At 38.5% G+C, this 12,214-nt stretch carries 11 protein-coding genes; 9 read left to right on the top strand and 2 right to left on the bottom strand.

Going from position 1 to position 12,214, the window contains the following annotated elements; translation table 11 throughout:
• The first annotated feature begins 40 nt into the window (after window positions 1–40).
• From IGI58_RS06815 to IGI58_RS06780, 8 genes are all read left to right on the top strand, one after another.
• On the top strand, window positions 41–2,437 hold the full coding sequence (locus IGI58_RS06815; protein ID WP_429954018.1) for a hypothetical protein: 2,397 nt from the start codon (window positions 41–43) through the stop codon (window positions 2,435–2,437).
• A 24-nt stretch (window positions 2,438–2,461) separates the two neighbouring features.
• The gene (locus tag IGI58_RS06810; protein ID WP_429954019.1) at window positions 2,462–2,800 is read left to right on the top strand and encodes an LPXTG cell wall anchor domain-containing protein; all 339 of its coding nucleotides are present in this window, start codon (window positions 2,462–2,464) and stop codon (window positions 2,798–2,800) included.
• Window positions 2,800–3,603: a WxL domain-containing protein gene (locus IGI58_RS06805; RefSeq protein ID WP_429954020.1), complete on the top strand. Its 804-nt coding sequence runs from the start codon at window positions 2,800–2,802 to the stop codon at window positions 3,601–3,603. The genes IGI58_RS06810 and IGI58_RS06805 overlap by 1 nt, the downstream gene beginning before the upstream one ends.
• A 38-nt stretch (window positions 3,604–3,641) precedes the next feature.
• Window positions 3,642–4,484, top strand: coding sequence for a WxL domain-containing protein (locus IGI58_RS06800; RefSeq protein WP_429954021.1), 843 nt, complete (start codon window positions 3,642–3,644; stop codon window positions 4,482–4,484).
• A 143-nt stretch (window positions 4,485–4,627) separates the two neighbouring features.
• Window positions 4,628–5,704, top strand: coding sequence for a DUF916 and DUF3324 domain-containing protein (locus tag IGI58_RS06795; RefSeq protein WP_225534984.1), 1,077 nt, complete (start codon window positions 4,628–4,630; stop codon window positions 5,702–5,704).
• A 44-nt stretch (window positions 5,705–5,748) separates the two neighbouring features.
• On the top strand, window positions 5,749–6,420 hold the full coding sequence (locus IGI58_RS06790) for a hypothetical protein (RefSeq protein WP_429954022.1): 672 nt from the start codon (window positions 5,749–5,751) through the stop codon (window positions 6,418–6,420).
• Window positions 6,421–6,551: 131 nt separating this feature from the next.
• Window positions 6,552–7,157 carry a signal peptidase I gene (gene lepB, locus IGI58_RS06785; protein WP_429956319.1) on the top strand — a complete coding sequence of 202 codons (606 nt, stop codon included), beginning with the start codon at window positions 6,552–6,554 and terminating at the stop codon, window positions 7,155–7,157.
• 113 nt (window positions 7,158–7,270) lie between these two features.
• Window positions 7,271–7,783, top strand: a complete 513-nt coding sequence (locus IGI58_RS06780; RefSeq protein ID WP_087641777.1) for a GNAT family N-acetyltransferase — start codon at window positions 7,271–7,273, stop codon at window positions 7,781–7,783.
• A gap of 108 nt (window positions 7,784–7,891) precedes the next feature.
• On the opposite strand, the gene pgmB is transcribed toward IGI58_RS06780, so the two are convergent.
• A complete protein-coding gene (gene pgmB / locus IGI58_RS06775; protein ID WP_429954024.1) occupies window positions 7,892–8,542 on the bottom strand; it encodes a beta-phosphoglucomutase in 651 nt (216 codons plus the stop codon).
• Window positions 8,543–8,564: 22 nt separating this feature from the next.
• Entirely contained in the window at window positions 8,565–11,273 is a 2,709-nt protein-coding gene (locus IGI58_RS06770) for a glycoside hydrolase family 65 protein (protein WP_429954025.1), read from the bottom strand.
• 202 nt (window positions 11,274–11,475) lie between these two features.
• Here IGI58_RS06770 and treR point away from each other — a divergent pair, with 202 nt between their 5' ends.
• A complete protein-coding gene (gene treR, locus IGI58_RS06765; RefSeq protein ID WP_087641780.1) occupies window positions 11,476–12,189 on the top strand; it encodes a trehalose operon repressor in 714 nt (237 codons plus the stop codon).
• Window positions 12,190–12,214: the final 25 nt, after the last annotated feature.

The raw sequence follows: 12,214 nt of genomic DNA, 5'->3' as shown, positions 1-12,214 counted from the left end.
AATCCACATTTATCTGAGCCAATTGAAAGGAGGTGAGACAATGAAAAAAAGAAAAATGTTACTGTTTATCCTTTCAAGTCTGACATTACTGGCTGTTTTAGTGGGGATTCGTCCGGAAAAAGGGTATGCAGCTGATTTAACACCAGCGTATATGGAAAGCAATGGATATACATCGCTACTTGATACACCAGGCGTGACGATAATTGATCCGCTTAATCCGGTGGAATTCAGTTATGAGGACTCTTTGCAACTTAGACTCAATCCAGAGACAAGCTATGAAGCGAGTTCAACACTGGAGGCCATAAATTATAATACTAGCGGCGGCAAAACTTTAGTAGCATATAATGCAATCTATGGACGTGCTGCGGATGTGGGTAAAGAATATTGGATAAAAGTAAAAAATGCAGGTACTTATAAAGGAAAGAATATCGATGTGAAATTTACAATTATTGGAAAAAGAGGAAAGTCTGGCACTCCGTTCTACTTTTTTGCACCAAGTTATAGTATCTATGACGCTGATTTTCCAAATGTAACTGGATATCCATCAACAAAAGGACATTCATTTTTCTTAGGATTCAGATTTAACAATTTAATGCTTACAAGTGACGTTGAATATGACTACTCTTGGGAGTTTACTTATTCAGATACAGTAGAACCAGCATTAGTTTCAGGACTATGGATGTATAACAGAATTAATGCAGCGAAAATAGTAACTCCTTTTGAAGCTAAAATGAATGATTTGTATGTCAGAAATGATTCTAGTTTATGGGGACGTTTTGACACTGATAATGATCTTCAAATTTCTGGAACAAGGGATGCTAGCGCTACTATTGCTGAGTCACATACCTCTTTAGGTAGATTTATCAATAATAGTAGTATAATGACCCAAAGTTGGAATACATCTGAATGGCGGCGTACAACAGGTTCCGGTACGATTGATTTTGTATGGCCATTAGGCGAGAACGACCTAATACGCTATAAAGCTGGGATTCCACTAGTCATCGGTGAAAGAAATGATGCGACTCATACGGAAGCAGACTACACGAAACTGAAATTCAGTGTCGATTCATTAAATGCATTCAATCCAAAAGAATACCGTTCAGATTCCTATGTAATGGAAATCAATGTACCAAAAGGCTATGACATTGAATCTGTTAAACCTGTTTTACACGAAGATGAAACAGTCGACTTGTCTGATTTATTTGAAGCGCCAGTCAAAGTTTCAGATCAAAAATGGCAAATCAAAGCAAAAGACTCAACGAGTGATGAATTTGATGGAAAAAACATTCGCTATCAAGTCGTTGCGAAACCAAACGCTGATTTTGTGTTTAGTGACTATGGTTATGATCCAACAGATGGGTATTTACATCTTGAAATGGGGAAAAACAGTTTCTTATCGGATAGTTTAGGAACATCCACACCAACAGTAACATTAACAACTACTTTCAATGGAAAAACAACGGAAGCTAAATCAGATATTACGGAAGAAAGTATGTCACTGATCAAATACGAAGGGATTCCTGATGCCGATCCTGTCCCAGATTTGACCGTCGATCCAAACATCGACATCAAAACAGTCTATCCTGATCCTACAGATCTGGTCAAGAACTTACGAGTAGATACGGATTCACCATTAGATGAAATCACTTCTATCAAGTATAAAGAAACAGGAGCAATCACATCTGGTTCTAAAACAGGAGACGTAACAGAAGTCATCGTAGTGATCACGACAGCTCAAGGCGTATCAAAAGAAATCAAAGTACCGATCACAGTAGGTGAAACAAATTCAATTCTCACCATTGAGTTCATCGATGAAGATGGCATCGTCAATGAAAGTAAAACCATCACGATCGATACACTTACCGGAACAGTGATTGATTTAACTAAAAATGATGACGTCAAAGCTGTTTTAGCTGCATTAGAAAATGATGGCTATAAAATCACCCAACGCCCAGCGAATGAAGGAAATATAACGGTCACTTCTAACATGACTGTTCAGTATCATTATAGCGGTATCGTTTACCTTGCCTCTGCACCGGATATGATCGATTTCGGTACGATTCAATTTACCGCATTAGATGTACATGTAAAAAATCCAACGCTCACGGGGAAAGATTTAACGGTTCGCGACACACGAAGCTCAACTAAAAAATCCTCTTGGGATGTGAAAGCACGTGTGACGAAACCAATGACTCGTGTAGGTGATACGAATATTTTAAAAAATGCGATCCATTATCAATACGGCGACAATGATATTGAGCTGAGCGAAACCAGTGCGGAAACAGTCTTCAAAAAGGATAAAGGCGGAGACTACAACATCAGTCAAGAATGGAACACAGATGGTGATGGAGTCAAACTTGCAGTCACTGGAGCGGATGCACAGAAAACAGGCGAGTATCAAGGAGAAATCACTTGGTCTCTTGAAGCAGGCCCATAACGAAAGGATGGAGTAACTTTGAAAATGAGAAAAAATGTTTTATTCGCAATCTTCTCCGTTCTTTTTGTCGGGGTACTGTTCAGCACTAGTACGGCATTTGCCGAATCTGGTATCGGCGGACAAGTCATTACAGAAGGTAAAATCACCTTTTATGAAACAGAAACTAGTTCATCAGAGTCGCAGCCTCCGCAGCAAAGCTCTTCTGAACCAGTGACTTCTGAAAAAGCTGTAGCTAAGCCAGTTGGAAAGCTGCCTAGCACAGGTGAGCTCGTTAAAAATTATGGGTTGATCGGCGGCGGATTGCTGCTGTTGATTCTTCTTGTCTTTCTTTATAAGAAACGACAAAAGAAGGAGGCACAGTAATGAATAAAAAGAATAAGCTAAGTTTGATTCTTCTTATGACTTTAAGCAGCCTTGCTGTGTCTGAAATAGCATTTGCCTCAGAAGCAGATGCACTAGATCAGATAGGTAAAGTGACTGTAGAAGGAAGCGGTACGACTAAGCCAGTTGATCCAGAAAACCCAGGAACAGATGTTGATCCAGGAGAAGGGCCTTCTACAGAAGGAACACTGCGGATCGATTATGCGTCATCGCTAGACTTCGGGCGTGCCAAAATTACGGGGAAAAACAGAACGTATAATGCAAGGGCACAATTATTTAAGGATGATACACCAGCACGAGGCAGCTATATCCAAATCACGGATGAACGAGATGATGCTTATGGCTGGACCTTACAAGTGAAACAAACCACTCAATTTACGAATTCAGTGATTCAAGATAAAGAGAACCAACAACTTACAGGAGCAGTCCTCTCTTTGGATAAAGGTTGGGCCAATTCATTTGGCGCAAGTATTGCACCGACCGTGACAAGAGATACGATTGCGATCAATGAAATCGGACAAGCCTATCAAGTTGCCAGAGCAGATGCCGGCGGTGGAACAGGCACATGGACGATAGAATTCGGCTCATCAGGTATTGAAAAAGCGCAAGCAAACACACTCACACCAGAAACCGATGCAGCTGGAAAAGCGCTGATTGATGAAACCTATCAAAAGCAAGCTTACCGAAACTCAGCAATCAGTCTGAGCATACCGGATTCGACGAAAATCTATCCGGTCCAATACCAAACGGAGTTAACTTGGATTTTATCCGAGATACCTCAATAGATGAAAAAAACACAAAAAGAAACTAGGAGGAACAAGAAATGAAATTTACAAGATTATGCGCTGCTTCATTAGTAGCAGTTATCGGATTATCAACGCTAGGGAGCACGCAAGCTTTTGCGGCAGACGATGCAACAGAATTAGACTCAACTGGTAAAGTAACAGTTACAGAAGGGGAAGTCGGCGGCGGAACAGATACAAAAGACCCGGAAAAACCAACAGAACCTATTACAGATGGTGGTGGTGGAGAAATCACTACTCAACCAAACAAAGGTCCTTACGGCATCCAAGCTGTATCTAACTTAAACTTTGGTACTTTCTCTAGACAATCAGCAACAGTTGAAAAATTTTCACAGCCAGTTAAAATCTACGGAGCTGAAAAAGATGCATTAGGCAATCCAGTTATTACAGGTGGAAAACTGACTGCTGATATGAACGACGAACGTTTACGTGGTCAATATGTTCAATGGGCAGACTTGCGTGATGGTGGAAATGGCTACCAAATCCAAGCTAAAATGACAGAACAATTTGCTAACGGTTCAAATAAATTAGTTGGTGCAACGATCGACTATTCAAACGGTATTTTAAATTACAACACTGCACAATTAGGCACTATGCCGAAAATGGGCGCTACAGTATTCCAATTGACTGAAGACCCAGCAGCATCAGCAGTTGTTGTTGCTACAGCAGACGCTGGAGCTGGTAAAGGTGAATATTTTGCAGAATACGGACAAAGTGCTGGTTTTGTTGGTGTTGACGGTATTGAAAATACATTAGATACAACAGGATCATCTGTTAAATTGACTGTTCCAGCAGCGGTAGCAGCTTCTGCACCAACTGGGGATTACGTTGCTAAAGTTACTTGGACAATGGTTGCTCAATAATTATTATTCATTTAGCACTGCAACTTTAGGTTGTCTTTTAGGCAGACCGGATCACTTGCGCCGGTTTGCCTATTTTACATAGGGACTGGATACATGTATCCAGGACCACTTTTTAAATATTATGGAAAGCCAGAGGTATTCTGATGAAACAATTAGCCAAATATATAACAGGAATCATTTTAGGTTTGCTGATCATGCTCAATTTTTCTACAGCAAAAGTCTTTGCAGCAGAAGAAGCAAATGGGGCAGGATTTTCCTATTCTATCAATTATCCAGAAAATCAAATAGAAGAAACAGGTTATTATAAGTTGAAAATGTCTCCAGGACAAGAGCAGACAGTATCGATGACGCTGACGAACCCAAGTGATGAAGATATTAAAGTAGATATCGCGTTAACTGGTGCAAAAACCAATCGTAATGGCGTGATCGAATATAGTCCAGTTGAGATAAAAAATGACGCGTCGCTAAAATTCCCTTTTGAAGATATCGTAACAGGTGAAAAGACGGTTGAAGTGCCAGCTGGTAAGACCATTGATTATGAAATGAAGATCAAAATGCCTGAAACAAGCTTTGATGGTGTGATTTTGGGCGGTATTTATATGATCAAACAAGATTCAGAAAAAGAAAGAAAAGCAAGCGGTTCGATCGTGATTAATAAATATGCCTATGCGATCGCGATGGTTCTTACAGAAACAGATAAAAAACTAGAAAAAGAGTTGAAACTCAATAGTGTCAGTGCAGGACAATCCAATTATCGTAATACGATTTTCGTTAATTTATCCAATGTTGTGGCTGATTATGTGAATGATCTGATGGTTGAAGTACAAGTGACTAAAAAGGGCAGTGAAACTGTTTTATATGAAGCGAAAAAAGAAGAAATGCGTATGGCGCCAAATACGTTTTTAGAATTTCCTGTAAGTATGAACGGGGAAGAGATGATTCCAGGTGAGTATACAGCGAAAATTTTAGCCAGCTCTGAAGGATACAAAAAGGAATGGACGAAAGATTTTAAGATCACAAAAGAAGAAGCTGGGAAATTCAATGAACGAGATGTTGGTTTAGTCCAAGAAAAAGGGATCGACTGGAAAATAATTGCTGCGATCGTGGGCGGCGTATTAGCAGTCATTGTTGTATTATTCTTACTGATCTATAGCCTACGTAAAAAGAAAAAAAGCTCAAGAAAGAAAAATAAAAAGGTCAACAAAAAAAGCAAGCAGTAATCAGATAAATAAAAAACATAGACAGGTAGAATAGAGGGGATCATGTGACAATCCTAGAATGGATATTTATAGGCGGGATAGCCACTACGATTTTATTAATTATTTTTGCTATCTATTCTCTTTTGCGGATGATTGCCTATTCACGAAACTTAAAAAAACTTCCTAGTAAAAAGATCAAGAATCCCAAAAAGCGTAAAAAATTCGCGATAAGAAGACGTAGATTACAAAAAGCTAGAAAAGGCGCTTTGATACGATTTATTGCACTAGTCATAATGAGCGGAATCATGGCAGGCGGCTCTTTTTATGTGAAATACTATCAATCGATGAACCTTACAGGAACCGATTCTGACTCGATCGTTAAAGCATATTATCTTCTACGAGATTTTAATGATCAAGTAGAATTAGCAAAAACTCAAGGAGATGATCAGGACAAGATCAATCAGAATATCCAATATTTGTCTAGATCCATGGCAAGTTATGGCACAAAAAAAGCAAGTGAAGTGAATACAAAAGAAGGACAGCTTGCGCTAAACCGCTACTATAAAGCAATCATGGAACTTGGACAAAACGCCAATATGAAATACAAAAATTTCTTTGAAGATCCTGCACTATCAGAAGAGTATATTGCAAGCATCAAGAAAATTGAACAAAATTATGAACAACCTGTATTTAAATATTATAAAGTTGATGAAGCTACGTTGAAAGAAGAAAAATAATGGGTTGATTGAAGATGAAGAAAAAGAGGAAGAAGCGGAACAAAACGTCGATAATCACAAGCTTAAGTACTTCGTTTCCATGGAGAAAGTCGAAGAAAAGAAAGAAACATCGTTCAAAATCAAAAAAAACAATGAAGACACAGTCAACTAAACCCACTAAAAAACGTTTGCTGGAAGAAAAGAAGAAAAAGAGACAACGGAAAAAAAGATTGCAGCTACTTCAAGATCTTTTATTGGCAATTGCTGGTGCAAGTGTGCTGATTCCTTTAGGTGTCTCTTTTTTTATCCAATTTTCAACGATCACAGGCTATGGCATGTCCCCAACTCTGCGTAATGATGACGTTGTGATCGTCAACAAGACCAAAGAGCTCAAACGGTTTGATCTAGTTCTTTTTAAAAAAGGAAATACAACGCAGATTCGTAGAGTGATCGGACTTCCAGGTGAGATAATAGAATATAGGGAGGATCATCTCTATGTAGATGGGCAAAAGATAGATGAAAAGTTCATTGTCGATGAGGTCAATGAAAGTCAACGAAACGGGATGAATTTCACCGAAGATTTTACGATTGCTGATATGATCTCTCAGCAAATGATTCCGAAAGGGAAATATCTTTTGCTGGGAGATAATCGTTCCTATGCCACAGATAGCCGTCACTATGGATTAGTGGATGTTCAGATGATCGTTGGCGTAGTGAAAATGAAAGTCCTGCCATTGGAAGATTTTCAAGTTTATTGATCGCACATGTTTTTCAGCGTGATAATGCCATTGAAATTGATAAGATAAGAAGTTATTGTTACACTAGAGAATAGTATCTTATTGTATGACAAACTTCTGAAGGAGCATGTATCATGATAGAAATCAAGAAAATCGGAACAGGTGACTTAGAACAATTAAAGCAAATCAGTATCCAAACATTTTCAGATACATTTGCGAAAGATAATGACCCTCATGATCTGAATGAATACCTGATAAATGCGTATTCTAATGAAAAATTATCCAAAGAACTAGCGGCGAAAGAATCAGAATTTTATTTTATATACACCAATGATCGATTGGCAGGTTACTTAAAACTGAATGTAGGTGAGGCACAAACAGAGCCGATCGCTGATAATGGAATGGAAATCGAGCGTATCTATGTCGATGTTCAGTTTAAGCGACTTGGTTTAGGAAAAAGGCTATATGAAAAAGCTATTTCTAGAGCGAAAGAATTGAAAAAAGAGGTTCTTTGGCTAGGTGTATGGGAGAAGAACGTTCCAGCACTTGCATTTTATGAAAAAATGGGTTTTGTACAAGCTGGGCAGCATTCTTTCTTTATGGGCACAGATGAACAGATCGATTTGATCATGAAAAAGAACCTCTAAGTCGTTCTGTAGAGAAAACAGAATGAATCAGAGTCGAGAGATGGATAAAATAAAAAACCAGTTGACGCGTGTAGCATCGACTGGTTTTATTTTGACTTTAATGAATACTTAACGCTCGATAAGTTGTTCAACACTTAATTCAGTCATCGAAGCAACTTGTAAATCTGCACCGGCTAGCGTTTCTGTTGCCGAAATTCCTACAGCATACATGCCAGCAGCTTTGATGCCTTCGATTCCCGCTTGTGCATCTTCAAAACCAATTGCATCTTCAGGTGCAACAGCGATACTTTGTGCGGCTTTTACGAATATCTCTGGATCAGGTTTCCCTTTTTTTAACGATTCAGGATCGACGATATGACCAAAAAAGTCTAGAACCCCCAGTTTTTCTAAAATCATGGGTGCGTTTTTTGAAGCTGAAGCGATCGCACAAGGGATATGGTGAGCTTTGGCATCCATCAGAAAATCATGGACGCCGGGCAAAAGATCAGCAGCAGACAGATCAGCCAATAATTTTACATACTCATCGTTTTTCTGTTTAGCTAAAGCTTCTTTTTCTGCTGGAGAATAGTCATTTTCTTTTTGACCATAAGCCAGAATCTTATCTAAAGAATCCATTCGGCTGATGCCTTTTAAAGATTCATTGAATACTTCGTCGATCGTAATGCCTAAACTTTCAGCTAATTCTTTCCACGCGATATAGTGGAATTTGGCGGTATCAGTGATGACGCCATCTAAATCAAAAACAAATCCTTTTTTCATGAACATTCTCCAGTCATATTGATTAATAGTTGATCGTTTGAGTTTCTTTTCCGTGTAACGGATAGGGTTGGTCATTTATTGTCAGTACAGTATCTCTAGACGCTGTGACTTGAACGGCTGTTTTGTTCACAGTCAATTGATAATCGATGCCTTTGCGGGACAGATTAAAGGTCATCTCTGTCCAGTGTTCAGGCAGATTTGGTTTGATGGAAAGCTGTTCTTTCTTGATATCGATTCCAGCGTACGTAGTCAATGTGACATAGATCGTTGCAGCCATCACACCAGTATGAATACCTTCAGCAGTTGTTCCGCCTTGAATATCTTGATAATCCGAGTATAAGGCTTCTTGATATAGTTTCCATGAGAGATCATGGAACTTGACCTCTTCTGCGAGCTGGGCATGTACGATTCTTGAAAGAGTAGAACCATGAGATGTTCTGTTTAAATAGTATAAAAGATTTTTCTCTAGATAATCGGCAGGAAGCTCATAGCCTAATTCATCTAAGATTTCATCGATTTTTTCCTTATTTAGATTGTAAAACAGCATCAACGTATCCGCTTGTTTCGCAACTTTATAATCATCCGGTGACTGTCCTTCTGCTTTTAGAATACGATCCATTCGGTAAATATTACCGTAAGTTGCTTTTGCTTGTTCCCAATCGATTTCTTTTAAATCAAAATAGCCTTCATATTGCGCGATGATCCCATCTTCATTTATTTCGATCCCCAAGTGTTTACGGATATCTTTCATTTTTTCTAGATTTTCTTGTGTGATTCCTGTTTTATTAAATAATTTCGCTTGTTCTTGCGTATTTAATAATGAAAGAATCGTTTCGACCTCTTCAAATAACCAGACAACCATCAAATTGGTGTAAGCATTGTTTTTTAGGCCGCTTTCAGTACTGTCAGGATAGGCTTCATGAAATTCATCAGGACCCATGACTTTATCGATGAAATAACGCCCTGTTTCTTTATTGAATGTCGCTGCACTGCGCCAGAAATTCGCAATTTCCAGTAACATTTCTGCACCATATTCCTTGATAAATCGATCATCACCTGTGTTATTCCAATAGATCCAGACATTATAAGCAATCGCTAGTGACACATGTCGCTGCAAAATACTATGATCTTCACCCCATTCGCCATTTAGAGGATTCAAATGAAGCTTTTGTGTATCTTCACTGCCGTCAAGTCCAGACTGCCAAGGGAACATGGCGCCTTCATAATTACTTTCGATCGCATTTTCTTTTGCCTTCCCTAAGCGATTATACCGATACATCAACAACTGTTTCGCTGTTTGTGGGAAATGAAGAATATAAAACGGCAAAATAAAAATTTCATCCCAGAAGATATGACCACGGTATGCTTCACCATGCAAGCCGCGGGCAGTTACTGAAACATCTAGTTCATTGTTACTAAAAGGAGAAGCAGAAACTAGAAGATGATAGGTATGGATCCTTAGTAATTTTTGCGACATTAAATCGCCAGATATTTGAATATCAGATTTTTCCCATAATGATTTCCAAGCTTTTGTACTTTCAGCAAATTCAATATCAAAGGAAGTTGCCAATGGACATGGTCGTTTGAAGCTTTGTTCAGCGATCGATGTAGTTACTTGAACATGCTTTTCAAGGGTATATTGCACATCTTGTTCAGCATAAAAAGTCATTGTTTGTTCGATCGTTTCTTCGTTCACTGTATTTGTAACTTCGTTGGCAGCAAAGAAATCACCCATGATAGCTGAAGTTTGCCGAACATCGATTTTAGATTGATTCGTTTGGACCGTGATACTTGTTTTGTTCTGATCAGCAGCTAATTCAGTGATATGAAAATGTTTTGCTGTTAAATTACGATAGCGCTCAACGTTAAAATTATAGACAGAACCATCAGTCATAGTTTTAACAGTGATCTTCTTAGAGAAATTGATCGGTTTGATCATGTACTTGATACTGTAATTGTTCATTTTTGCCATATTGACGATCTTTAAAGCTGTAATTTCTAGCTGATGCTGCTGTGAATCTTCAATAAGCATATGAGCAGTGAACAACCCATTTTTTAAGTTTAAGTTTCTATGCAGAGCGTTTAGTTTTGAATGTTCTAAAGTTAGCCACTCGTTTGAACCTTCAATCTGAACACTGATATACTGGTTATTTGGTGTGTTGACAAAGTCTTCATTTTCAACGATTTGACCTGCAACTTCTGATTTTTCTTCATTATAAAGTCCAGCAATATAGGTTGCAGGATAGTGGTCTTTTGACAAGCTCATTTCTGGAGTTGTCCCGCGTAACCCCATAAAACCATTTCCGATCGTCAATAAAGATTCTACAGAATACTCTTCTTTACCTGGAGTATAACCAAAATAATCTAAATTCCAGCATAGCTGTTCTTTTTTTTCTTTGAATGCCTGTTCTAAATCATCTGCTGCAGCTGATTCTTCAGCGGTCAACACAGGGATGTTCAATGTTTCGGATAAAAGTTTGATGATAGCTTCAGCTCCTGCGTTTAAAGGAGAAAGCTGAGGGTGTGCAGCATAAAATTCCGCAGACAATCCATTACAAACAGCACCAATGATCGTTGGGTATTTTTCTTTGATCTGCAGTGCTAGCGACTCAAATGATTGAGGAAAGTTCATTGATGTAAGTGGCAGTGTATGCTCCGATATAAGCAGGTCCATTTGTTTTTCCTGAACGGTCAAGTTGCTTCTAGTGAAGGTGAAAAGTAGAAAGTTCATAGTTGTCGCTCCTTAAAGAGTTTTCTTAACTTGTATAGACATGTTAGTGTTGTGTTCATTATAGTATGAAACGCTTGTAAATACAAGTGTGATAATAGAAAAGAACTGCCTAAAATAAAAGGCTTAGTTACGGCAGATGCTATTTTTTTAAGGTGGAATATGCTATCATTTTAATTGAGTATCCTAGGTTGGAGGGCTGAAAGTGAACAAATTTCATGATATATTTTTAGAATTGGAAAAAGGTATTTTAGAGGGGGATTATCCACCGGGAACACTATTACCAAGTGAGAATCAATTAGTTGAACACTATTCTGTTTCAAGAGAGACGATCCGCAAAGCATTGAACCTCTTGATCAATGCAGGGTATATCCAAAAGAAACAGGGCAAGGGCTCTATCGTATTGAATGTAAGAAAGTTTGATTTTCCGATTTCCGGAGTGATCAGTTATAAAGAGTTACAAAAGGCGCAACAAATACATAGTGTGACAAAAGTAGTCGAATTGAAAGAAGAAAAAGTTGATGACGCTTTGGCACGCTTAACGGGCTGGAAAAAAGATGCAGCTGTCTGGCGCTTGGTGCGGCAGCGGGAAATCGACGGAGAAGTTGTGATCATCGATATTGATTATCTTTTAAAAGAAATCATTGCAGAGCTTCCGGAAGAACGTGCAGCAGATTCGATTTATGATTATTTTGAAAATGATCTGGGCTTAGAGATTAGTTATGCTCAAAAAGAGATTACAGTTGAAGCAGTGACAGAAAATGATCAGCGTTTGATGGACTTAAATGAGGACACATATATTGTCGTCGTCCGTAGTGTGGTCAGTTTGGAAGATACTCGTTGCTTTGAGTACACTGAATCTAGGCATAGATTAGATAAGTTTAAGTTTGTTGATTTTGCTAGACGAAGAAAAGCTTAAAAAGGTATGGATAGCTAGGGGATGA

Source organism: Enterococcus sp. AZ020 (genome assembly GCF_050499205.1).
In the GTDB taxonomy this organism is placed as follows: domain Bacteria; phylum Bacillota; class Bacilli; order Lactobacillales; family Enterococcaceae; genus Enterococcus_L; species Enterococcus_L dunnyi.
The sequence above is the reverse complement of the archived record's forward strand: the minus strand, read 5'-3'. Positions and strand labels throughout refer to the sequence as shown.

What these genes read in the sequence shown, in the direction of transcription:
- IGI58_RS06815 (WP_429954018.1), top strand. Translation starts at nt 41, where the DNA reads ATGAAAAAAAGAAAAATGTTACTGTTTATCCTTTCAAGTCTGACATTA.
- IGI58_RS06810 (WP_429954019.1), top strand. Translation starts at nt 2,462, where the DNA reads ATGAGAAAAAATGTTTTATTCGCAATCTTCTCCGTTCTTTTTGTCGGG.
- IGI58_RS06805 (WP_429954020.1), top strand. Translation starts at nt 2,800, where the DNA reads ATGAATAAAAAGAATAAGCTAAGTTTGATTCTTCTTATGACTTTAAGC.
- IGI58_RS06800 (WP_429954021.1), top strand. Translation starts at nt 3,642, where the DNA reads ATGAAATTTACAAGATTATGCGCTGCTTCATTAGTAGCAGTTATCGGA.
- IGI58_RS06795 (WP_225534984.1), top strand. Translation starts at nt 4,628, where the DNA reads ATGAAACAATTAGCCAAATATATAACAGGAATCATTTTAGGTTTGCTG.
- lepB (WP_429956319.1), top strand. Translation starts at nt 6,552, where the DNA reads ATGAAGACACAGTCAACTAAACCCACTAAAAAACGTTTGCTGGAAGAA.
- IGI58_RS06780 (WP_087641777.1), top strand. Translation starts at nt 7,271, where the DNA reads ATGATAGAAATCAAGAAAATCGGAACAGGTGACTTAGAACAATTAAAG.
- pgmB (WP_429954024.1), bottom strand. Translation starts at nt 8,542, where the DNA reads ATGAAAAAAGGATTTGTTTTTGATTTAGATGGCGTCATCACTGATACC.
- IGI58_RS06770 (WP_429954025.1), bottom strand. Translation starts at nt 11,273, where the DNA reads ATGAACTTTCTACTTTTCACCTTCACTAGAAGCAACTTGACCGTTCAG.